Below are 21,184 nucleotides of genomic sequence, written 5' to 3' on the forward strand. Positions count from 1 at the left end.
ATTCCATAATAGCTACTAGAGAAAGCGTAAATCTGAGCATGTAGTGATAAGGACTGAGCGAATTTTGCTCCGTTTTTTTTTCTAGGAAATTATAAAATTTCCCCTATGGATAAATATAGGCTTGTTGGGCTGCATCCAGCTCCAGCGTCCAGTAACTAGGCTACTTCACGAATCGCCCTACGATTAAGTCATCATTGGCTCACAAGCTCACCGTGATTCCTTTATCTCCGTTGAATCGCTCCAGTCGCTACGTTTCTAATCAGGCGTTTCCGCTTTTGTTATTGTATCTGCTACTTTCGAATTATTAAAAAAGTGCATCAAATTCTAAAGAGCTGCAACTTTTTATGAGGCGAATTCGTTATTTAGGGAGGAAGGGGGAGGAATATTGGATATACAAGACTTATATAAGCTTTATATTTTAGATGTTTATCGATATTTATTCTCCCTATGTAAGGATAAGGAATTAGCAGAGGATTTGACTCACGATACATTTATGAAAGCATACATAGCATTAGATAGATCACCGCCAAAGTCCTTTAAAGCATGGCTGTTTAAAATAGCCTACCATCTTTTCATTGATTATATGAGGCACAGTAAAAGAATTGTTTATCAGGAACCAGAATTTTTTTCGAAAATAGCTCACGATCAATCAACAGAATTAGATTTTTTAAAACACTTACATATTAGAGAATTGTACCGAAAGCTTGATCAATTGAAGCCCTTACAGCGGGATGCTATTCTTCTATGTGATATTCAAGGATATTCCTATAAAGAAGCAGCTACTATTCTATCAGTAAAGGAGAACACCTTGAAATCCCATATTTTCCGTGGAAGAGGACGACTTAGACAGCTTTATAAAAAAGGGGAGTGAAGCATGAGCACAGAATGGAAAGAAAAGCTAAAAAAATATTATAATGGTGAGCTGTCAGAGGAGGAAGCTCTGGAAGTAGAGGAGGAATTAGATAGGCTTGATGATTATCAGGAAATACTAGGGAAAGAGATACCATCTGTTGATCAGGAGAATGATCGTGAAGATATACCTCCGGAAAAAGTCCAGCAAATTCTAAACAGTAGTATTCGGCATGCTAAATTTTCCTTAGTAGCCTATGTTGTTATGATCCTATTACTCATATACCCTATTATGGTGATAGCTAGTTATCTGTACTATGGCGTGAATAATAAGGCTGAAGAACTTATAGATGTTGCAATTAATACAGTTTACGTCACGGAGCCAAATGTTAGTCTTGAAGAAATGGAGATAGAGGAGCAGATTAATTTATTTCATTTTCAAGTTCAGATGGATCTTTTCAAACGAATTGGCAAAAAGGATATAAAGCAAGGGGAGTGGCAGGTCAAATATCTATTCGATGATGCAAAAATGCCAGTACGAAACTATATTACAGAATCTCCGAAAGAGCGAATCCCATATTTTGATACAAAAAAACTATATCACCCTAAAGCAACGATTACGAATCGAGATAATACAGCTTGGGATACACTTGAAAAACTGCCAGAAGGAACTGTTTCTGAAATATATGTCTCACTAAATAAACTTACAAACCCAGATGAAATGCCAGACATCGTAGATGGAATGGATGTGGAATGGCGATGGTATGCTATAGATACTGGTTTAGAATCCACAGGTAAAGATCTAGAAGGAAGATATCTGGCGCCAATCGGTTATCCTGCCCAAACAGATCCTGATGCTTGGTCACCGTACAATAATTCAAAATCAAATGAAGCACAATTCTTAGATAGTCTTCATTTACTAGAAAAATATGAAGAGCAAGCGGTAGCCATTTCCCATGCAAAATCATTAGAGCTGAATGATCGGATTAGTTATTTAATGAACCATGGGATTCATGTTTATGCCGGGGTACTTACAGGACCTACAAAAGAGATATTAAAACTACAAGAAAATGAAGCAATTCGAGCGATTCATATAGGGGAGGTGCGATTATGGAATTGGTAAGTTTATTTCATAGAAAAGAAAAAAAGAAACGACTAAAATTAAGAGAAACGAAATTTGGTATCGCGTCTTTTATATGTGCATTGCTTACATTAGCCTATTTAAATATTTTTTTACTAACCTTCGGTGAAGTTGCGGGACTTACGAATATCTTCTTTGGTGTACTACCCTTTCTTGGTACACTTTTTGGTTTAATTAGTTTAACAAGAATAAATTTTAAAAAAACCTTTACCTTGTTAGCATTCAGTATTTATGTATTTACCGCATTTTGTATTGTTATCGTCGGTTTCTTTGAGCTAAGCATTTATCCAAAGCCATGAGGAAAGTAAATACGTTTTTCACATGGAAAACAGAGAAATACTAGAAATCTTGGAGTAGTCCATCTTTATATTAAACAAACTACTTGCTGGTAAGTGACCAACAAGTAGTTTGTTTTACTTGATTACTGATTTTCTTTACGTTCGATAATCATCTCAACGAATAAATCAATTTGTTTCTTTACTGCAATTGGGTCGTAACGATAAAAAATATCAAAGTCATTATAGAAGATTTGATCTTGTTTATGAGCTTGTAAATTTTTCCAAACAGCAGAATCTTTCAAGTCTTGTAAAGCTGTCCCTTCATTTTCAGGGTCATACGTGGTTAAGAACATATAATTAGCTGCATAGTCAGGGAGTACCTCTAGAGAAAGCTGTTTCGTACTTTCTCCTTCACTGTTCTTCTCTGGCATCTTTAATTTGAGCGCATTATACAAGGCTTGTCCACCTCTACCTGAATTATCACCAAAGGTCCACAATTCCCCTTTGTTTGTAAGCTCATAAATGCCAAATGTTTCATCCGGCTCGATAACACCCTCTAATTTTTTACGACCTTCCTCTCCTTTTTTATGAAAGTCAGTGAGGAATGCTTCTGCTTGATCCGGCTTACCTGTGATGTCACCGAATAGCTTAACGGTTTCTTCTACATCAGATGTAGTACCGTATGGGATATGAATGGTTGGAGCGATCTTAGATAATGCCTCGTAATTATCATCATACATAACGACGATTAGATCCGGTTTTAGCGATAATACTTTTTCTTCATTGAGTGGATAGCCAACATCTGTTGCATCCTTTAATAAATCTGATATAAATGGATTATCAAATGCTGTTGGTTCAGCACCTACTACGTTTGCACCTACGGACAGTAGTTCGCCCCCGTAGTAGTCGGTGACAATTCGTTTTGGTTTAACTGGTATATCGACATTCCCTTTAGCGGTTTCAAAACTACGCATTTCTTCTTGTTTATTATTATCTTCATTGCTATCTTGATTTTCTGATTCTTCTTCTGAGCTATTATTACCACCACATGCTGATAAGAAGACAGCAAGAATAACTAGAAAAACTGGTAAGCGCAATTTTTTAATCATTTTCAATCTCCTTAGCTTATGATTTTTGATATAGATGCCTTAATAGCGCTTTATTTCTTGAATTAAATTTATCGTTATGTGAAGATACCCTTGCTTTTGCTGTTGCATCAGGTTCTAATAATAGTTTTGCTTGATTAACGGCATTCGCTGCATCTACAAATGCTCCAGCAATTAAGTGTACCTTCCCATCAAACGATAAGATATCACCAGCTGCATAAAGACCTTCAATGGAAGTAGCTGATTTCGAGGTTCCTTTTACAAAGAAATCCCTTTCTATTTCAATATTTAAAGGGCTTTCTTTAATAAACGTTAATTCTCGTTCATAGCCATAGCTAATGATAAGCGCATCTGTTTTCACTTCTTCTTCTTGATTTGTCTCGTGGTTTCGTATTTCCACGGCTTCGATTTGATCGCCTTGTGCATTAGCATGCAACTTCTCAATGGTTGAATTAAAATGGATGTTAGCTGTAGAATTCATGATTTGCGAAATATGTGCTTCATGTCCTGTAAATTCATTTTTACGATGCACCATATGTAGCTGCTTAGCTATTGGTTCTAATTCGTTAGCCCAATCAATGGCTGAGTTTCCCCCACCAGATATGATAATGTTTTTATTTTTGAAATGCTCAAGACTTTGTACGGTATAATGCAGATTTGTTACCTCAAATCGATCTGCACCTTCAATATCAATTTTAATTGGATTTAATATACCGCCACCAACTGCAAGAATTACTGTTTTACTTAAATATTGATTACCAGAATGGGAAGTTAATACAAATAGGTTATCTTCATTTTTCTCTATTTTTGTAACTTTTTCGTTGAGAATGACTTCAGGATCGAATGTCAATGCTTGCTCTGCCATTTGATCAATTAAGGTAGCTCCAGTTACAGGAGTTAATCCACCTACATCCCAAATCATTTTCTCTGGATATACGTGTACCTTACCACCAAGCTTTGGTTGATATTCTATAATACGAGTTGATAAATCCCTCATGCCACTATAAAAAGATGCATATAAACCTGCTGGTCCACCACCAACAATAGTTACATCTGTAATATCTAAATGTTGCATATTATAATTACCTCCTTCGCCATTGATGATAATGAGAATCATTATCACTATGACTAATTATACAGAATTTTTTTAGGAAAGCAATAAACGGTTAGAAAAATAAATGACAGGTTTATAAAAAATTTTCAAATAGTAATTGACAGGATGTCGCAAGCGTAGTATTGTATATATCAATTACAAAATATAAACTTCTTATTCAGAGAGGTGGAGGGAATTGGCCCTTTGAAGCCTCGGCAGCGGACTTTACAAAGTACTGTGCCAAATCCAACAAGTCATTTGTGCTTGGAAAATAAGAAGAGAGCGCCAATAGATATGGAAATCTCTTCTTACAAACAAGGAGGGATTTTTTTATTCGGGACAAAATTTTATAGCGTAACTTCTTATCCAGAGAGGTGGAGGGACTGGCCCTTTGAAACCTCGGCAACAGACTCTATGAAGTACTGTGCCAAATCCAGCAAGCTAAGAGCTTGAAAGATAAGAAGAGGATAGTATATGGATGCCTCTTCTTAACTGAAGAGGCATTTTTAGTATAGACATAAAGGAGTGATACATCATGATTACATTTGAACGTGTAAGTAAAATTTATAATGGAAAGCAACAACAAATAAAGGCATTAGACGATGTGAATTTGCACATTGAAAAAGGTGAAATATTTGGTGTTATCGGTTTTAGTGGTGCTGGGAAAAGTTCCCTTATTCGTTGTGTGAACCTATTAGAACGTCCCTCTTCGGGAAAAGTAACGGTTAATAATCAAGATTTGCTAAGCCTTTCTCCAAAGGATCTACGTGAAGCTAAACGAAGCATCGGGATGATTTTTCAGCATTTTAATTTATTAAATGCTAAAACAGTATTCGCAAATGTAGCGATGCCGTTATTACTTGCTAATGTACCAAAAGATGAAGTGAAGCGTCGGGTTATAGAACTACTAGAGTTTGTTGGATTAAAAGATAAAGCAGATAATTATCCAGATCAACTATCTGGTGGACAAAAGCAGCGTGTAGGAATTGCTCGTGCCCTTGCTACGAAGCCAAAGGTATTATTATGTGACGAAGCAACTTCAGCACTAGATCCAGAAACTACGAAATCAATTTTACAGCTGCTAAAGAAGATAAATGAAGAATATAACCTAACCATTTTGATTATTACGCATGAAATGGGGGTTATTCGCGAGATTTGCGATAAGGTAGCGGTATTGGATGAGGGGAAAGTAGTAGAAGCAGGTTCCGTATTCGAAGTGTTTGCACAGCCAAAGACAGAGATTGCACATAAATTTGTACGGTCTGTGATGCATGATGATATTCCTAGATCCGTATATGAGCTGTTAAAAGTGCGGGATCAACGTCAGAAAATTTATCGAATTGTATTCCTTGGGGCATCGACGGGACGACCGCTATTATCAGAAATTGCTAAGCAATATGCGGTTGATGTAAATGTGTTATTTGGCAGTATTACGGAGCTACAGGGAACACCATTTGGCAATTTAATCGTCAAACTAGATGGTGATGAAAATGAAATAAATCGTGCTATCATGCATATTCACCAACAGAAGGTAACGGTAAAGGAGGTGCTAGCAGATGTTAGTTAATGGTCAACAAATTGTGGAAGCATTATGGGAGACTATTGTAATGGTTGGCGTTTCCTTGCTTTTTTCGTTTGTAATTGGTCTAATCTTAGGGATTTTACTTGTTGTCACAAGAAAAGGTCATTTATGGGAAAATAAAGCAGTTTTTACCGTATTAAATGCCATTATAAATGTGTTCCGATCTATTCCGTTTATTATCTTAATGGTTGCTGTCATACCATTTACTCGTTTGGTAGTTGGAACTTCAATTGGAACTGCGGCAGCTATTGTTCCAATGATTTTATATGCTGGCCCATATATTGCTCGATTAATAGAAAATTCACTACTAGAGGTTGATCCAGGTGTGATGGAGGCAGCACAGGCTATGGGTGCAACACCTAAACAGATAATTATGCGCTTCCTTATTCCAGAAGCGCTTAGCTCCTTGTTATTGGGTATTACGATTGCCACCATTGGACTCGTAGGTGCATCTGCCATGGCAGGTGCAGTAGGGGGTGGAGGCCTTGGCGACTTAGCTATTACTTACGGATATCAACGCTTTGATACATTGGTTATGATTATCACCGTAGGGATTCTCGTTATTATGGTTCAAGGCTTACAATCTACAGGCAATTTCATTTCTAAAAAAATTAGACGTCGGTAATGACTATTAATTTGAACGCTTTTTTCTAGCTATTTTTTAAAGCATTTATCGTTAAGTAACGTATTTAAAAATAAGGAGAGAACAGCATGAAAAGAATAACCATCCGTTTTTTATTGATTATATTGACAAGCATTATCACAGCATGTTCGAGTAGTGATGCAGCTACAACAGTGAAAGTCGGGATTAGTGGATCAGATACAGCCATTTGGGATTACGTGGCAGAAAAAGCAAAAAAAGAAGGGATAGATGTCGAAATCGTTCGTTTTTCTGACTATGTTCAGCCCAACTTAGCATTAGCTGAGGGGGAAATCGATGCAAATGCTTTTCAGACGGTATCTTATTTTGATGCTTTTATTGAAGAACATCATTTAGATTTAACCCCAATTGCAACAACAGTTATTGCTCCAATGGGCTTATATTCTGAAAAGCATGATCGTCCAGAAGATATTCCAGAAGGTGGAACCATTGCCTTAGCAAAAGAGGCAACAAATATGGGGAGAGGTCTATTGTTGTTACAGGACGCAGGGTTGATAACGTTAGAAGAAGGATTTGATGGCAATGGTTCATTAGATAAGATTGTTGAGAATCCAAAGAATCTTCAATTTGAATTGCTAGTGGCTGGTCAAACACCGCGTGTTTTACCTGATGTCGATGCTTCTATTATTAATAATGGGATTGCAGTTGATGCAGGTTTTAGCCCGTTAGATGATTCCATTTACCATGAAGATGAAACAGCAACGCCATATATAAATATCATCGCTGTCCAAAAAGAGGATCAAGATGATGAAGTGTTGAAGAAATTAGCAGATATTTATCAAACCGAGGATGTTGCGAATTTTATAGAAAAAGAAAGAGACGGAAATTCAATTCCAACGTTCGTACCGTTAAATGAAATAGGACATTAGACAAATAATAATATAGAGAGGTGAAGAAGATGACTATCGTTACAGGTAATATCGTGGAACTTAAAAAGCGAATTGCAACTTATATTGATGCGAATAAAGAAAGATATATAGGGATTAGTCATACCATACATGAGAACCCAGAAATCGGAAATCAGGAATTCTTTGCAGCTAAAACATTAACAGATATTTTAGTTGAGGAAGGCTTTGACGTTGAAAAAGATATAGCCGGGCACCAAACAGCGTTTATCGCAAAGAAACATGGTAGAGTTAAAGGACGGACCATTGGATTTTTAGCGGAATATGATGCGTTGCCTGGAATTGGGCATGCATGTGGCCATAATGTGATAGGCGCCACCAGTATTGCTGCTGCAATTGGTCTAAGTAAAGTAATTGATGAAATTGGTGGGAATTTAGTTGTATTAGGAACACCAGCTGAGGAAGGTGGACCTAATGGCAGTGCGAAAGGAAGTTTTGTAAAGGCAGGGCTTGTTGACCAGCTTGATGCTGCAATTATCGTACATCCAGGTGCCGAAACTAGTCTAACGTCACCAAGCTTAGCTGTAGATCCATTAGATTTCGAATTTCTTGGGAAGCCAGCTCATGCATCAGCGCATCCAGAAGAAGGAATAAATGCATTGGATGGTGTGATCCAATTGTTTAACGGGATAAATGCTTTACGTCAGCATGTACCAAGTGATGTACGTATTCATGGAATTATTACAGATGGTGGTCATGCTCCTAATGTGGTTCCTGAATATGCAAAGGCACGATTTTTCATCCGAGCAGCATCGAGAAATACATTAAATGAAGTAACTGATCGAGTTAAGTCGATTGCTGAAGGAGCGGCTTTAGCAACTGGTTCACAGCTGAAGGTTACCCCATTTCAAAATGAGGTCGATAATTTTATTATAAATCGTAGTTTTGATGACGTTTTTAAAGAAGTCGTCGAAGAATTAGGGGAGACAGTTAACACAGAAGAAAGAAAAACGTTGGGGTCAACAGATACAGGAAATATTAGTCAGGTTGTTCCAACAATCCATCCGCATATTAAAATTGGTTCTAGTGACTTAGTTGGTCATACCGTAGCCTTTCGTGAAGCTGCTAAATCAAAGCAGGCTGATGAGGCTCTCATTGTTGCAGCCAAGGCATCCGCATTTACTGCTTTAAAGCTTATTACCGATAAAGCAGTCTATGCACGTATTTATGAAGAATATGTTGAAAGAACTCAAGCATAATAGGGATAATGGGAATATGGGGGAATGAAGATAACATTCTCATTTCCTCCATAATTTTTAACGATTCAACTAGCCTTTTTGGATCCAGAGTGTTCGGTTATCCGCATACAGTAATTTCTCTATTGAATTGAACTTTCACTTTGTTTATAGAGGTTTTTAGTGATAAGCATGTATGAAGTGAATTCAAATATACACATCTATAAATGACGGAAATTTCCGAAATGGATTATTGTCATTGACAAGCTTATTTATGCATGGTATATTATATTTTGTTGTCACGGAGGTATACCCAAGTCTGGCTGAAGGGATCGGTCTTGAAAACCGACAGGGGTGTAACAGCCCGCGGGGGTTCGAATCCCTCTACCTCCTCCATTTATAAAATAGCGCATAAAATTTTGGAGATAAAAAAACCGTTACCATGTAGCGGTTTTTTTCGCTGTATATGGAAACGGAATTGTTGAAGTTTGCTTATTTCGTTTCTTTTATAAATGATTCGAGAAGTTTACGAGGAAGTGCAAAGCTTTCATTAGCTATTTTTAATAATTGTAAATCGTTGTCTTCACCTTCCTGTGCTTTTATATGGTTCACTTCATTATGTAATTGTTCCATTCGTAAATCGAGGTCTGATGCTACTTTCGCAGCATCCGTTAATTCTTTTGATAAATGATCAGGAATTACTTTATTATACTTATAGTAAATCTTATGCTCAAGACTTGCCCAAAAATCCATAGCAACGGTACGAATTTGAATTTCTACATATACATGTTCTTCACGATCTGACATAAACACAGGTATCGAAAGAATAAGGTGGAGACTTTGATAACCGGTGGATTTAGGATGTTTTATATAATCTTTACAGGAAATCACGGTTATGTCCTTTTGCTGCTGAATCATTTCGCTAACGCGATAAATATCAGAAATAAACGAACAAACAATACGAATACCTACAATGTCATGGATATTTTCTCTAATGGATTCAAGTGAAATATCTAGATTTTTTCGGTACATTTTTTTTAGAATACTTTCTGGAGATTTTATCCTTGATTTAATATGCTCAATCGGATTATAGTCATGGAAATGCTGAAATTCCTCCTGAAGGATCTGAAGCTTTGTGTTAATTTCATCAAGACCAAATTTATAGGTCATCATAAAACGTGTCATTTGATCGCGAATTTGTTTAAGCTGCTGAATTTGATTTATTGAATTAGCCATGTTAGCCCTTCTTTCCTTGATGATTATTTTTAGTTTAGCTTAATTTAACCTAAATTACACGTTTTCTTGACATTTGAAGCATTTCAGCATATAGTACATATCTAACCAAATAATATTTTAAAAAGGCAGTGATTGGACCAGTAATGCAGCGGGCGTACGAAAGAGAAAGGGATCCATCGGCTGAAAGATCCCAGACGTAAACGACTTGTATGAACCTATCCAGGAGCCGTTAGAATAAATCTGACCGCAGATGAAGACTGTGTTAACAATAAAAGCTGGGCATAGGTTAGCTATGTCAATTTAGGTGGTACCGCGGAAATGCTCTTTTCGTCCTTATTTGAAGGATGAAAGGAGCTTTTCTTTTTGGAAAAACAAATAAGTAGTAAGTATCTAACGGAACGTATTGAATTTAATCTAGGAGGTAATTGGAAATGGATAAAAAAATCGCATTCATCGGAGCAGGATCAATGGCTGAAGCAATTATATCAGGAATGGTTCGGGCAGAGATCGTAGATAATAATCATATTTCAGTAACCAATCGAAGTAATCAGGAGCGAATTTCTCGACTAGAGAAAAGGTATCAAATTAATAGCGTAATGGATAAAGAAAAGATAACAACAGATACAGACATAATTATTTTGGCTACCAAACCATACGATATAGAGCAAGCCATCGATTCTATCAAGGACTATATTACAGCGAATCAATTAATTATATCTGTAACAGCAGGTATTTCTACTACAGCTATAAAACAATTTATCGGTATAAATGTACCAGTTATTCGAGCAATGCCAAACACTTCAGCATCTATTGGTGAATCTGCAACTGCTATCTCTGCTGGAAAAGGTGTAAGTAAGGATCATGTTCAGGAAGCAGTTACGCTATTTAATACGATTGGAACAACGGTAGTAGTTGATGAGGAAGATATGCATATGGTAACAGCAATTTCTGGAAGCGGCCCGGCGTATATTTATTATTTGGTAGAAGCAATGGAAAAAGCAGCCGTTGATTCTGGGTTGCATAAGGATACGGCAAAGGCTTTAATTGCCCAAACAATTCTTGGGGCTGGTGAAATGCTTAGCCAATCTGAAGATACAGCTGATGTATTACGAAAAAAAATTACGAGCCCAGCAGGAACAACGCAAGCGGGTCTAGAATCTTTAAAGAAGAATGGATTTCAACAAATAATCATCGAGTGTGTGCAAGCAGCACGGGATCGATCCATAGCGTTAGGGAAGGAATAATAAGGAGGTACAGCAATGCCGAGTTGTGCTCATTGCGATAAGAACTGGAACTATATGGATACATTAAAGCGTTCCTTTCGAATGAAAATGAAGTGCCCGTATTGTGAAGAAGCGAATTACCTATCAGCGAACAGCAGAAAGAAAAGTAGTATGACATCTCTAATCTTATTACCCTTGATTTTAATAGGTAATATCTATTTAAATCTTTCTATACCTTATGTGATTTTAATTGGACTGCTTTTATTGATTAGTATCGTGACGACAACACCGTTTATGATTGGCTTAAGTAAAGAAGAGGAACCATTGTGGTAAGGGATTTTCCTCCTGTTCGTAAAAAGTTATGGAAAGAAATGTTTTGGTCAAGAAGTTTTTTTGTTGACGACTGGCGGTTCGCCTATTGAAGTAGTTAAAAAATAGATTGAAAATCAAAGGATAAAGTGAGGTGATTTGATATGGCTAAACAAAATAAAGCGTACAAGTTTAGATTGTATCCAACAGATGAACAGGCTTTGGTTATACGTAAAACCTTCGGTTGCGTTCGCTTTGTCTATAACAAAATGTTAGCAGAACGAAAAGAAACGTATGAAAGCCTAAAAGATGATAAAGAAGCATGGAAAAAGGTAAAACATCCTACCCCTGCCAATTACAAAAAAGAATACGAATGGCTAAAAGAAGTCGATTCATTAGCGTTGGCAAACGCTCAACTAAATTTAGATAAGGCATATAAAGCCTTCTTCAAAGGGCATGCCAGGTTCCCAAAATTCAAAAGCAAACGCCATAAACAAAGCTACACAACGAATGTCGTCAATGGAAATATTCAGTTGTTGGATGGTCATATCAAATTACCTAAATTAAAAATGGTCAAAATCAAGCAACATCGAGCAATTCCTTCGGAGTACACCATTAAATCTTGTACCTTGTCTATGACTTCATCAGGAAAATACTATATTTCGATTCTTACAGAGTACGAGAAGGAGATAAAAAGGAAGGAAATTGAAAAAGTTGTTGGCTTAGATTTTTCAATGGATGGGTTGTTTGTTGATAGTGAGGGTGAGAAAGCCAATTATCCTAAGTTTTATCGACAAATACTTAATAAATTAGCAAAAGAACAACGGAAACTTTCTCGTAAAAAGAAAGGCTCTGCAAATTGGAATAAACAACGTATTCGAGTAGCTAACATTCAAGAGAAAGTTGCCAATCAACGCAAGAACTTTCTTCACCATAAATCAAAGGAGTTAGTGTCTAACTTCGATGCTGTTGTGATTGAAGATTTAGACATGAAAGGAATGTCACAAGCACTTAAATTCGGTAAAAGCGTAGTAGTTGATAATGGATGGGGAATGTTCACTTCTTTCTTACAGTACAAACTAAAAGAACAAGGGAAACAATTTATCAAAATTGATAAATGGTCCCCATCTACCAAAACTTGTTCGAGTTGCGGAAATACCCAACCAATGCCTATAGAAATTAGAACATACGCTTGTTCGTGTGGGCTAAATCTCGATAGAGATTATAATTCAGCTCTCAATATCAAAAAAGAAGGTATTCGCTTATTAGCAAGTGCCTAATGAAAATATAAACTCTTGGAACAAGAGGGTTAGCTTGGTCCATTTCGTCAGCTACCAAAAGTGGCGATTACCCAAGAAGCCTCCACTTCAAGCAACCCGTAAGGGTGTTAAGTGGTGGGAGTAGTTCACTTCCTATTTCATTAACTCTCTCGATTTCCATCTTCTAGATTGCTGAATAAAATGTCCAATCTTCTCTAGAATAGGTTCAATAGAATTTTCCTGCTTCATCAAATCATAATCAGATATATTAATCCTTAGGATTGGACATGCATTGAAGTTATTAATCCATTCTTCATAACGCTTGTACATTTCCTCCCAATAGGAAATTGGTGTACTTTTCTCCATTTCACGCCCACGTTCTTGAATACGTGCTAGCACTTCATCAAAGGATCCCTCCAAATAAATGAGTAAGTCAGGATGCGGGAAGTATGGTGTCATGACCATTGCTTCAAATAGGTTTGTATATGTTTCATAATCCGTTTTTGACATCGTTCCATTATCATAATGCATTTTTGCGAAAATTCCTGTATCCTCATATATGGAACGATCCTGGATGAATCCACCACCGTATTCAAAGATCTTTTTTTGTTCTTTAAAGCGTTCTGCTAAGAAGTAAATTTGTAAATGAAAGCTCCAGCGTTCAAAATCAGCATAGAACTTCTCAAGATAAGGGTTTGTATCTACTTTCTCCAGCGATGTTTTAAATTTAAGTGCTTTTGCTAATGCGTTTGTCATTGTTGACTTCCCTACCCCGACAGTACCAGCAATGGTAATAATACTGTCATTTGGAATAAGATATTTTTCTCTTAAATGCATGATTGTGTTCCCCTTTAACCTTTTCTCGCCTCTTCAGCGACTTTTTTAAGCTGTACATTGACCTGATTAATGATACTGTCTAGATCATTTTGATAGCGGACAAAATCCATCTCGTCTCCATTAATGCGGATAACGGGAATAGTTGGATGCATGAGCTCGAATTCATTCATGTAATCCTCATAATCCTGAGACAGCTGTGCAAGATAAGATGGCTTAATGTTTTGTTCTATCTCTCTTCCGCGTTGATGAATTCTTTGCAAAATGGTATCCAAGCTTGCATGCAAATAAATCATCATATTTGGAACGGGCATATCTTTTGTTAAAATATGATAAATCTGTTCGTACTTCTCGAATTTATTAACTGGGAGTGTCCGTCTTGCAAATATCATGTTTTTCGATATATGATAATCAGCTACTACTGATTTATTTTTGCTTAAAAATTTTGTATCAATGTCCTCTAATTGTTTAAATCGATTGCATAAAAAGAACATTTCTGTTTGAAAACTCCATTCCTCAATATCATCATAAAATTTTCCGAGAAATGGATTTTCCTCCACAATTTCCTTTAATAAGTGAAAATCAAAATGTGAGGAAATTTTTTTGGCAAGCGATGTCTTTCCAATACCAATTGGTCCTTCAATTGCAATAAAAGGAACTCCTGCCATAGCTTCATCCTCCAATCCATAACTACCTAAAACAGATGTATTATATTTTATCATACAAGTTAAAGCAGTACCATGTATAATTTCGTATAGTACTTTTCAAGGTCGTTGTAATTTTGTATAATGGATAGTGCTGGATTAGAAAATCCAATTCTATATCAAGCATGAATTGGAAGAATTTTATTGATAATTTCATTGTTATCTAGTTTTCTTACTCATGCAATCATGCCCCCGTAGCTCAGGGGATAGAGCATCGGTTTCCTAAACCGTGTGTCGCAGGTTCGAATCCTGCCGGGGGCGTAGCTTTATGGGCTTTCATTTTTGAAATTGCTCATACCACTTATTAAATTAGAACTACTGTTCTCGCCACTTTATGAGGGGTATTTTTTACCTTGAAACAGAACAATAATAATTGTAGCAAAAAATAAGCCCCGTCCTTAGTTGGATGGGGTACTTATTTTTCCATAATTTCAACCTTAACAGCATGTCTACTAGGGGGGAAACTTTCCAATATTCTATCAAATCATACTCGTATTGGTTGGCCTACTTCTATCTCATCTAAATTAATATCTACATCTGATAAATTAACAGATATTGCATTTGGATAGCTTATTCCCAATTTACTCTCTTCATATTTTTCCAACAATTCCTCTTCCCAAGTAGGTGCAAATAAAAAAGTAGTTTCGTATTTTTGTATTACATAACCTTCTTTTCCTCCATTCCTAGGTGGATCTTTTTGGCGAGACATCTTGATTTAGGTCTTTTTGTTGATTTCCATTGTTAGTACAACCTACAATAAAAATGAATAATATGATCAAATAACTAAGAGACATGCTTTTTCTTAACAAACTTCATAACCTCCAAAATATTGTTTTATACATAAAGATTTATGATATGTAATTAAGAACCTATTTGATATGAGGTTCTTTTCTTTATCTATAGAGTTGATACTAAGGTGCTATTGTGAGTACAAAAGTTATCAACTCATCGTCAGCTTTAGGTCCACCATTTGTATCAATTTTATAATAAACCATATTTTGATCCCAATTGTAAACTGAACCACACATTACCCATTGAGAAATCTGATTATCCTCACTCATTAAATCTCCTGAATATCCATAGATACTTAGAGTTTCAGAATCTAGATTACGTTGGTCTGTCATGCTAAGTGTCCCAGTGACCTCGCCTACATGAAAATCACCTATAGGTTGTACTTTTATTACTGCATAATCATATTCTATATCGTAATTTTCTGACCAACCTCTTGCGGTGTATATTCAATTAATCCAGATTCGCCACGACTGAGCCACTTAAAGATGCTACTACCTTACAAAACCGTAAGACTATATATGGCTTCTTTGTGGTAAAGTGGTTTAGGAACTTTAAAAAAAGGGTGATTTATATGAAGCCAAATAATATTTTGTCCTCGCTCAGCTATTTTAGTATCTTTTTTGCCCCATTTCTTTTTCCTATTATTGTTTATTTTGTTGCCGATAAAAGTGTAAAGCACCATGCAATAAAAGCATTGTGGGCACATCTTGTTCCATTTATAACGATTGTTTGCATTATTGTAATTGCTGTAACACTAGGAATCAGTCAATTAAGTCAAACCGTTAATGGCGGTATTTTAATAGGTGTAGCTATTCTCGCTGTTATTGTAAATGTGTATTTTTTCATTTGGAATCTTGTGAGAGGGATCAAAGTGCTAAATGAAAATTAATATAAATGAAAAGCTCTTATCATTTAATAGCTATTTTGGTTTTCTAGATTACAAACTGGAATTTTAAAGAAATGAGGAAGAGACAAAATAAATTGAGATAAAAAAACTCCGAGCCATAATCCGAGTATACAAAGTGATACCCGGACAGTGGTTTAGAGTTTTATTTTTATCTTTCAATTTTTTGAAATAGTGATGATAACTATTAAAAGAGGGGGAGTTAATCCCCTATGGAAACAGATCGAGTCCGAAGATCCACGCAGTTAAGCAAATTTTGGTTAGCCGCATTAACTGAGACCGTGCTAGTGTAAAGCGTCTATCTCAGAATGAGAAGAAAGAATAAAATGTTATTCGGCTTTAGCTATACCTAGTTTAGTTATGCCTCAACCAATTGCGCTTATAATTATGTTGATGAGTAAAATAATTTCCACTGCATATCAACGATTATTTTTTCTTGCTTGACTGACGATGAGGTCAACTACTTCTTGATATTGTTGCTCTTTTTTAGGTAGAGAAGATGCAATCGTGTGTAATTGACGAACTGCTCCCTCACAAACACTCCACCTGATTGGTGTGTGTTGTTCGCATTCTTCTAAAATAAAATCAATTAATTCCTTTTCTTCCCTCGTGTTTATGTCATGATTAATCTGATCGAGGAGATTCCTGATTTTCCAGGCAATCGATTCTTCCGTCTCATTCCAATTCCCAAAGTTAAAAGGAAAAAGAATTTGTTTAGCTTGTTTTGTAATCTCTATATTCTTCTCTAATCGAAGAATATTATAGTCAAGAATAGACGAATTATTGGTGTTTAGGTTCATTTGGTTAGAATATCGCATCTGATAACCTAATCCACCAGTAAAATGAGTAGCTATGTCCATAGCATTTGCCTCAATTTCCATCCCATAGACATCAATTAAACGTTTGGCTAACCAGTTTAATTCATTATAATGATTCTCCTGCATATATTGACTCAACTTTTCATCATTTTCAGCTAACGCAATATTATAGAGATCTAGAATATTTTCAGAGCTGTAAAGGGCGTGTTTTACACGAAGCTGTGAATAAAGCGTTTGTTTACTATGTATATTGCCTTCTATTAATAATTGCTTTTGTTGCTCTTCCACCTTTGCATCGACTTCTTGAATAATTGAAAGAATTAATTGGGATTTAGAGGAAAAATGATTATAGAAGGTCCCTTTGGAAACTCCTGAATGCTTGAGAATATCTTGAACAGAGGTATAGTGGAAACCTTTGGTCTGAAATAACAACTTTGCAGCATCAACGATCTGTTTTTCTTTTGCCATGTATTTTCTTCTCCTAAAAAATATATTGACATTTTTATTATAGCACCTATACTATATAAATGGAATTATACTTAAGTATAAAAAAATAAACTAAAGTAAAAAGGTGTGAATAATAATGAAAGAATCTAATTCTCCGCCAGTAGACATTAATGGGAAACCGTTTAATAGAGCTGGCTTTGTTGTTGTTTTATTAATGGGAGCATTTCTAACTATTTTAAATCAAACGTTATTAGTTACAGCAATTCCTAAAATAATAGAGGATTTACATGTTTCTGCTTATGATGCACAATGGTTAATCACTTCATTTATGCTCATAAATGGAATTTTAATCCCTGCTTCTGCTTATTTATTACATCAAATAGAAAGTAGAAAACTATATTTGATTGCAATGGGAAGCTTCATATTGGGGACAATAATTTGTGCGCTAAGCACCACGTTTTCCCATTTATTGCTTGGACGGATCATCCAAGCGATTGGATCAGGTGTAATGATTCCATTAGTGCAAACATTGATGTTTTTAGTTTTCCCAGCCAATCGTCGAGGAGAGGCAATGGGGCTCGTTGGTATTGTTATCGCCTTCTCACCGGCAATTGGTCCAACTTTAGCTGGGTGGATTGTTGACGTTTATCATTGGCGGTATCTATTTTATTTTGTTTTACCATTGGCTGTTATCAATCTATTTTTAGCATTTTATTTACTTAAAAATGTAATTCCCCTAACAAAACCGAAGTTGGATATTCTATCATTCGTATTAAGCTGTATTGGTTTAGGATCATTGTTATATGGTATTAGCCTTGCTGGAGATACAGGGTGGAGTAATTCAATTGTATGGATTACTTGCGTGATAGGGATAGTAATATTATTAATGTTCTCTTTAAGACAACTTAGATTAAAAGAGCCCTTGTTGGAACTACGTGTATTTAAAAGCAGAACCTTTGCTGTAACAACGGTTATTGTCTCTATTATTTTTATGACAATGATCGGATCTGAAATTCTACTTCCAATTTTTACACAAAAAATACTTGGCTATTCTGCACTTCAATCAGGTTTAATCCTGCTTCCTGGTGCTATTGTTTTAGGGATCATTTCTCCCATATCGGGAAAGATATTTGATAGGTATGGTATTCGTACGTTAACTATTGTTGGAATGACTATTCTCCTCATTGGTACATTCCCATTCATGTTTCTAACGAATGAGACAACCATATGGTGGCTAATCTTTTTTTATATGTTAAGAATGGTGGGAATGGGACTAACGATGATGCCACTTGCAACTGCTGGAATTAATGCGCTACCTCAGAAATTAGTTAGCCATGGTACAGCAGCAAATAATACTGTACGCCAAGTATTTGCTTCACTTGGTGCAGCTATTATGGTAGGCGTGATGACGATATCGGTTCGTAATTTCTCTACGAGTCAACATGTCTTGACGGAAGCCGGTTCATATTCTAAAGCTATGGTAAAAGGGATAAATAATGGATTTATGGCTGCTTTTGTACTTGTTATTTTTGCATTCATAATCTGCTTTCTAATTAAGGATAACCGAAAAGGTAGATAGGAAAATATTTAGAGGATTTTTTTTGGAAAGTATTTTAAGCAGTTGTTTTGATAAAGTAAATGAATCGGAGCATACTATAATTGAATTTAATAGTGGGGGGTTAGATTATGAACGCAAAAGAGCTAAGAGAAAAAATAAATGATTACTGCGAAGCATATGATAGTTTGTATGGCAATCTAGTTAAGCCTATAAACGAAATGCTTATGAATATTGATGCCGATATATCAGAAAAAACAGCTAATCAAATTTTGGAAAACCTTAAATTATTTCACGAGGGAGATAAATATATAGCAGATTGCCATTTAGATGAGAGCAATAATTTTATCGAAGATGGTATCGAAGCATTAAAAAAAGGGAACTTGGCTGATGGAGCTTTACAAATTTTTGGGGCAGGATTAAATTTTGCGAGCTTTTCATCGAAAGCCGTTACACATAAAAATATAAACCCTCATGGCATGATCAATGAACGATTTAAATTAATAAAAAACTCACTAGATTAATATACTTCATTTATGTAATTTTTTTAGCTACAGCACTGATAAAGGCGTAAACGTTTTAAACAGTGAAAAAGAATTACACGAAGGCTACATCGTGTTTCTATAATAAAAACAGCACTGAAGGGTATTCGTAAGTTTTTGTTAATTCAAAGGAAAGTGAGCTTTCCTAACAGACTGCTCACTTTCCTACATCACTCGCATATTCCAGTGTTATTTTGGTAATGTAAATGTAGCTTTCTTTCCTTTTGATATATCATTTGCCTCTTGGTCTTTCATTGGTCCGATTTCAACCTCGAATGATTTATCTTTCCAGATTTTCTCGTATTGTTCTTGGTCTAACGTATAGATTTGGAGTAATTCACCAGCGCTACCTGATTCAATCATATCATCGTATTTATAGTTAAGTAACATGCCTTCATTTAGCATATATTGAGAGCCGTCATTTACCGTTAACTTCGACATAATGGAGCTATGTGCAACCTCAGAATCGCTTTTATTGTCAATGTTAAATTTCACGGTTAATAAGACGATTCCATTAGAAAATGCCTCAAAGCGTGGTGCTTCTTCTTTATTTGGTTTGAATTCTGTAAACTGATAACCATCTAGTGTAACCGTAATATCACCTAATTTTTCACTTTCCCCAATTCCGTCTTTTTGACTTAGCATTTTTTTATCGCCCATATTCCCGGCAGTTGCTTTGTCTTGGTAAAATGCTTTATTATCTTCTACTTTTTCTGCTCCTTCTTTATTTAGACTAAAGGTAAACGTACCTTTTTTGCCAAAGGTAGAAGAGAAATCATCTTTTTTAGCTTGTGGTGCAGGGACTTCTGCTGTAGCAGTAGATTCTGCAAGCACTTGCTTCCATTGGTCTTCACCAAAAGGATAAGTATAATAACCAGTTATCGTTTCCCCTGATTTAATGACATAGTCATTAGATGGAGCCAACTTTGTAGGAAGCTGTTCTTCTTCAGGTAATAAATCTCGGTAATTATTGAAAGATTTCTGTGCTCCTGTATAAGATAAATAGAAGGATGGCATATAATATGCATCGTTGTCGGTATCATTTTTCACTGTGTATTTTGCAACAATGACTCCGCCATTTGTTTGATCATTGAATGGAATGGCGTAATCTGTATGGAAATCTTTAAGCTCCACAAGTGAGTAACCATCTAATGAAACAGTTACACCTTCCATTTCATGTGTTTGTGGTTCATTATTTTCATAAACCACTTCCGTAGTTCCTTCTGTTTGTTCTTCCATGTAGCTAATTAACTTGGAGAAATCATTTGAACCATCACTTTCTTGTTGTACTGTTTCTTTTGTTTCCTCCTCTGCTTTTGCTTCATTTTTTGAGTCTTCTTTTGTAGTAGCTGATTCTTTAGCATCATTTGCTTCACTATCTTTTGCTTCATTTTTATCACTGCCACATCCACTTACAATGAGGGCAGTAATAACGATTGTGATGAGTAGCATAATTATCTTTTTCGACATGAATCTGGTACCTCCATAAAATTGTAAAGTTAGTGAAATAATACTACAACTATTGTAAGTTTTATATCGGTAAAAAGTTCTATTGTTGTTTAAAATGAAATAATTAAATAATCTTAGCCCTTTATAAATTCATATATGAAATAATCGGTTGTTATTATTGATTTATCATAAGTTAAACCAATGATTTGATCAATTTAGAACAACAAAAATTGTTTGAGAAATAATAAATCATATCAGACTTATACACTATATTTTCATACAATTGAATTTACTTCGCTGTCAAATTTCCGGATATTTTAAT

22 protein-coding genes, 2 tRNA genes, 1 pseudogene and 2 riboswitches are annotated in these 21,184 nt (G+C 35.6%); of the genes and pseudogenes, 16 read left to right on the plus strand and 9 right to left on the minus strand.

The annotated features are described in order from the left end of the window. The first annotated feature begins 385 nt into the window (after positions 1 to 385). Genes Q1A47_RS12090 through Q1A47_RS12100 form a run of 3 tightly spaced genes read left to right on the plus strand, consistent with a single transcriptional unit; the run spans position 386 to position 2,289 of the window. Positions 386 to 871, plus strand: coding sequence for a sigma-70 family RNA polymerase sigma factor (locus Q1A47_RS12090; RefSeq protein WP_026679926.1), 486 nt, complete (start codon positions 386 to 388; stop codon positions 869 to 871). A 3-nt stretch (positions 872 to 874) separates the two neighbouring features. Further along, the gene (locus Q1A47_RS12095; RefSeq protein ID WP_051388246.1) at positions 875 to 1,972 is read left to right on the plus strand and encodes an anti-sigma factor; all 1,098 of its coding nucleotides are present in this window, start codon (positions 875 to 877) and stop codon (positions 1,970 to 1,972) included. Continuing rightward, the gene (locus Q1A47_RS12100; protein WP_026679924.1) at positions 1,960 to 2,289 is read left to right on the plus strand and encodes a hypothetical protein; all 330 of its coding nucleotides are present in this window, start codon (positions 1,960 to 1,962) and stop codon (positions 2,287 to 2,289) included. The genes Q1A47_RS12095 and Q1A47_RS12100 overlap by 13 nt, the downstream gene beginning before the upstream one ends. A gap of 122 nt (positions 2,290 to 2,411) precedes the next feature. Here Q1A47_RS12100 and Q1A47_RS12105 read toward each other — a convergent pair whose 3' ends face one another. Continuing rightward, entirely contained in the window at positions 2,412 to 3,377 is a 966-nt protein-coding gene (locus Q1A47_RS12105) for an ABC transporter substrate-binding protein (RefSeq protein WP_166530658.1), read from the minus strand. A 16-nt stretch (positions 3,378 to 3,393) separates the two neighbouring features. After that, positions 3,394 to 4,449: an NAD(P)/FAD-dependent oxidoreductase gene (locus tag Q1A47_RS12110; protein WP_026679922.1), complete on the minus strand. Its 1,056-nt coding sequence runs from the start codon at positions 4,447 to 4,449 to the stop codon at positions 3,394 to 3,396. A gap of 189 nt (positions 4,450 to 4,638) precedes the next feature. After that, positions 4,639 to 4,745: riboswitch (SAM riboswitch) on the plus strand. 81 nt (positions 4,746 to 4,826) lie between these two features. Continuing rightward, positions 4,827 to 4,930, plus strand: a riboswitch (SAM riboswitch). Between the two features lie 72 nt (positions 4,931 to 5,002). On the opposite strand from Q1A47_RS12110, the gene Q1A47_RS12115 reads away from it, so the two are divergent. The 5 genes from Q1A47_RS12115 to Q1A47_RS12135 all read left to right on the plus strand — a co-directional run bounded on the left by Q1A47_RS12115 (position 5,003) and on the right by Q1A47_RS12135 (position 9,186). Beyond that, entirely contained in the window at positions 5,003 to 6,034 is a 1,032-nt protein-coding gene (locus tag Q1A47_RS12115) for a methionine ABC transporter ATP-binding protein (protein WP_166530657.1), read from the plus strand. Further along, positions 6,024 to 6,674 (plus strand): methionine ABC transporter permease, encoded by a 651-nt coding sequence (locus Q1A47_RS12120; RefSeq protein WP_026679919.1) that lies wholly within the window; start codon positions 6,024 to 6,026, stop codon positions 6,672 to 6,674. Before Q1A47_RS12115 ends, Q1A47_RS12120 begins: the two co-directional genes overlap by 11 nt. 86 nt (positions 6,675 to 6,760) lie before the next feature. Then, entirely contained in the window at positions 6,761 to 7,579 is an 819-nt protein-coding gene (locus Q1A47_RS12125; RefSeq protein WP_026679918.1) for a MetQ/NlpA family ABC transporter substrate-binding protein, read from the plus strand. Between the two features lie 29 nt (positions 7,580 to 7,608). Beyond that, positions 7,609 to 8,814: a M20 family metallopeptidase gene (locus Q1A47_RS12130; RefSeq protein ID WP_026679917.1), complete on the plus strand. Its 1,206-nt coding sequence runs from the start codon at positions 7,609 to 7,611 to the stop codon at positions 8,812 to 8,814. A gap of 279 nt (positions 8,815 to 9,093) precedes the next feature. Continuing rightward, positions 9,094 to 9,186, plus strand: a tRNA-Ser gene (locus tag Q1A47_RS12135). A 96-nt stretch (positions 9,187 to 9,282) separates the two neighbouring features. On the opposite strand, the gene Q1A47_RS12140 is transcribed toward Q1A47_RS12135, so the two are convergent. Beyond that, positions 9,283 to 10,026, minus strand: coding sequence for a GTP pyrophosphokinase family protein (locus Q1A47_RS12140; protein ID WP_026679916.1), 744 nt, complete (start codon positions 10,024 to 10,026; stop codon positions 9,283 to 9,285). Positions 10,027 to 10,457: 431 nt separating this feature from the next. Between Q1A47_RS12140 and proC the strand changes: the two genes are divergently transcribed. The 4 genes and pseudogenes from proC to Q1A47_RS12160 all read left to right on the plus strand — a co-directional run bounded on the left by proC (position 10,458) and on the right by Q1A47_RS12160 (position 12,838). Beyond that, positions 10,458 to 11,270 carry a pyrroline-5-carboxylate reductase gene (gene proC / locus Q1A47_RS12145; protein ID WP_034678423.1) on the plus strand — a complete coding sequence of 271 codons (813 nt, stop codon included), beginning with the start codon at positions 10,458 to 10,460 and terminating at the stop codon, positions 11,268 to 11,270. Between the two features lie 15 nt (positions 11,271 to 11,285). Further along, positions 11,286 to 11,582, plus strand: a complete 297-nt coding sequence (locus tag Q1A47_RS12150) for a TIGR04104 family putative zinc finger protein (RefSeq protein ID WP_026679914.1) — start codon at positions 11,286 to 11,288, stop codon at positions 11,580 to 11,582. After that, positions 11,573 to 11,687 (plus strand): annotated as a pseudogene (locus Q1A47_RS12155) (transposase); the annotation flags it as partial. The gene Q1A47_RS12150 and the pseudogene Q1A47_RS12155, both read left to right, overlap by 10 nt. Positions 11,688 to 11,722: 35 nt before the next feature. Then, complete coding sequence (locus Q1A47_RS12160; RefSeq protein ID WP_299632270.1) at positions 11,723 to 12,838, plus strand: transposase; 1,116 nt, start codon at positions 11,723 to 11,725, stop codon at positions 12,836 to 12,838. A 132-nt stretch (positions 12,839 to 12,970) separates the two neighbouring features. On the opposite strand, the gene Q1A47_RS12165 is transcribed toward Q1A47_RS12160, so the two are convergent. Together Q1A47_RS12165 and Q1A47_RS12170 are read right to left on the minus strand one after the other, a co-directional pair. Continuing rightward, entirely contained in the window at positions 12,971 to 13,654 is a 684-nt protein-coding gene (locus tag Q1A47_RS12165; protein WP_026679913.1) for a deoxynucleoside kinase, read from the minus strand. 14 nt (positions 13,655 to 13,668) lie between these two features. Next, on the minus strand, positions 13,669 to 14,319 hold the full coding sequence (locus tag Q1A47_RS12170; protein ID WP_166530655.1) for a deoxynucleoside kinase: 651 nt from the start codon (positions 14,317 to 14,319) through the stop codon (positions 13,669 to 13,671). Positions 14,320 to 14,543: 224 nt separating this feature from the next. Between Q1A47_RS12170 and Q1A47_RS12175 the strand changes: the two genes are divergently transcribed. Further along, positions 14,544 to 14,616, plus strand: a tRNA-Arg gene (locus Q1A47_RS12175). Positions 14,617 to 14,839: 223 nt separating this feature from the next. Here Q1A47_RS12175 and Q1A47_RS12180 read toward each other — a convergent pair. Continuing rightward, a complete protein-coding gene (locus Q1A47_RS12180) occupies positions 14,840 to 15,064 on the minus strand; it encodes a DUF3221 domain-containing protein (protein ID WP_026679912.1) in 225 nt (74 codons plus the stop codon). A gap of 202 nt (positions 15,065 to 15,266) precedes the next feature. Then, the gene (locus tag Q1A47_RS12185; protein ID WP_152525393.1) at positions 15,267 to 15,479 is read right to left on the minus strand and encodes a hypothetical protein; all 213 of its coding nucleotides are present in this window, start codon (positions 15,477 to 15,479) and stop codon (positions 15,267 to 15,269) included. Between the two features lie 239 nt (positions 15,480 to 15,718). Here Q1A47_RS12185 and Q1A47_RS12190 point away from each other — a divergent pair, with 239 nt between their 5' ends. Beyond that, complete coding sequence (locus Q1A47_RS12190) at positions 15,719 to 16,036, plus strand: DUF4870 domain-containing protein (RefSeq protein WP_026679911.1); 318 nt, start codon at positions 15,719 to 15,721, stop codon at positions 16,034 to 16,036. 434 nt (positions 16,037 to 16,470) lie between these two features. On the opposite strand, the gene Q1A47_RS12195 is transcribed toward Q1A47_RS12190, so the two are convergent. After that, complete coding sequence (locus tag Q1A47_RS12195) at positions 16,471 to 17,337, minus strand: TetR/AcrR family transcriptional regulator (protein ID WP_026679910.1); 867 nt, start codon at positions 17,335 to 17,337, stop codon at positions 16,471 to 16,473. A 115-nt stretch (positions 17,338 to 17,452) separates the two neighbouring features. Here Q1A47_RS12195 and Q1A47_RS12200 point away from each other — a divergent pair, with 115 nt between their 5' ends. Then, positions 17,453 to 18,895: an MDR family MFS transporter gene (locus tag Q1A47_RS12200; protein ID WP_026679909.1), complete on the plus strand. Its 1,443-nt coding sequence runs from the start codon at positions 17,453 to 17,455 to the stop codon at positions 18,893 to 18,895. Between the two features lie 107 nt (positions 18,896 to 19,002). Then, the gene (locus Q1A47_RS12205; RefSeq protein WP_026679908.1) at positions 19,003 to 19,395 is read left to right on the plus strand and encodes a hypothetical protein; all 393 of its coding nucleotides are present in this window, start codon (positions 19,003 to 19,005) and stop codon (positions 19,393 to 19,395) included. A gap of 207 nt (positions 19,396 to 19,602) precedes the next feature. Here the strand turns inward: Q1A47_RS12205 and Q1A47_RS12210 are convergent, their stop codons facing one another. Next, a complete protein-coding gene (locus tag Q1A47_RS12210; RefSeq protein WP_026679907.1) occupies positions 19,603 to 20,883 on the minus strand; it encodes a DUF5068 domain-containing protein in 1,281 nt (426 codons plus the stop codon). Between the last annotated feature and the right edge of the window lie 301 nt (positions 20,884 to 21,184).

This window comes from uncultured Virgibacillus sp. (assembly GCF_947495635.1).
Lineage (GTDB): Bacteria > Bacillota > Bacilli > Bacillales > Amphibacillaceae > Virgibacillus > Virgibacillus salarius.

Excerpts from the sequence above, each read along its gene's own strand:
- Q1A47_RS12100 (WP_026679924.1), top strand. The coding sequence starts at position 1,960 with ATGGAATTGGTAAGTTTATTTCATAGAAAAGAAAAAAAGAAACGACTA.
- Q1A47_RS12180 (WP_026679912.1), bottom strand. The coding sequence starts at position 15,064 with ATGTCTCGCCAAAAAGATCCACCTAGGAATGGAGGAAAAGAAGGTTAT.
- Q1A47_RS12200 (WP_026679909.1), top strand. The coding sequence starts at position 17,453 with ATGAAAGAATCTAATTCTCCGCCAGTAGACATTAATGGGAAACCGTTT.
- Q1A47_RS12190 (WP_026679911.1), top strand. The coding sequence starts at position 15,719 with ATGAAGCCAAATAATATTTTGTCCTCGCTCAGCTATTTTAGTATCTTT.
- Q1A47_RS12110 (WP_026679922.1), bottom strand. The coding sequence starts at position 4,449 with ATGCAACATTTAGATATTACAGATGTAACTATTGTTGGTGGTGGACCA.
- Q1A47_RS12165 (WP_026679913.1), bottom strand. The coding sequence starts at position 13,654 with ATGCATTTAAGAGAAAAATATCTTATTCCAAATGACAGTATTATTACC.
- Q1A47_RS12170 (WP_166530655.1), bottom strand. The coding sequence starts at position 14,319 with ATGGCAGGAGTTCCTTTTATTGCAATTGAAGGACCAATTGGTATTGGA.
- Q1A47_RS12115 (WP_166530657.1), top strand. The coding sequence starts at position 5,003 with ATGATTACATTTGAACGTGTAAGTAAAATTTATAATGGAAAGCAACAA.
- Q1A47_RS12150 (WP_026679914.1), top strand. The coding sequence starts at position 11,286 with ATGCCGAGTTGTGCTCATTGCGATAAGAACTGGAACTATATGGATACA.
- Q1A47_RS12160 (WP_299632270.1), top strand. The coding sequence starts at position 11,723 with ATGGCTAAACAAAATAAAGCGTACAAGTTTAGATTGTATCCAACAGAT.
- Q1A47_RS12130 (WP_026679917.1), top strand. The coding sequence starts at position 7,609 with ATGACTATCGTTACAGGTAATATCGTGGAACTTAAAAAGCGAATTGCA.
- Q1A47_RS12195 (WP_026679910.1), bottom strand. The coding sequence starts at position 17,337 with ATGGCAAAAGAAAAACAGATCGTTGATGCTGCAAAGTTGTTATTTCAG.
- Q1A47_RS12140 (WP_026679916.1), bottom strand. The coding sequence starts at position 10,026 with ATGGCTAATTCAATAAATCAAATTCAGCAGCTTAAACAAATTCGCGAT.
- proC (WP_034678423.1), top strand. The coding sequence starts at position 10,458 with ATGGATAAAAAAATCGCATTCATCGGAGCAGGATCAATGGCTGAAGCA.
- Q1A47_RS12125 (WP_026679918.1), top strand. The coding sequence starts at position 6,761 with ATGAAAAGAATAACCATCCGTTTTTTATTGATTATATTGACAAGCATT.
- Q1A47_RS12185 (WP_152525393.1), bottom strand. The coding sequence starts at position 15,479 with ATGACAGACCAACGTAATCTAGATTCTGAAACTCTAAGTATCTATGGA.
- Q1A47_RS12205 (WP_026679908.1), top strand. The coding sequence starts at position 19,003 with ATGAACGCAAAAGAGCTAAGAGAAAAAATAAATGATTACTGCGAAGCA.
- Q1A47_RS12120 (WP_026679919.1), top strand. The coding sequence starts at position 6,024 with ATGTTAGTTAATGGTCAACAAATTGTGGAAGCATTATGGGAGACTATT.
- Q1A47_RS12105 (WP_166530658.1), bottom strand. The coding sequence starts at position 3,377 with ATGATTAAAAAATTGCGCTTACCAGTTTTTCTAGTTATTCTTGCTGTC.
- Q1A47_RS12210 (WP_026679907.1), bottom strand. The coding sequence starts at position 20,883 with ATGTCGAAAAAGATAATTATGCTACTCATCACAATCGTTATTACTGCC.
- Q1A47_RS12095 (WP_051388246.1), top strand. The coding sequence starts at position 875 with ATGAGCACAGAATGGAAAGAAAAGCTAAAAAAATATTATAATGGTGAG.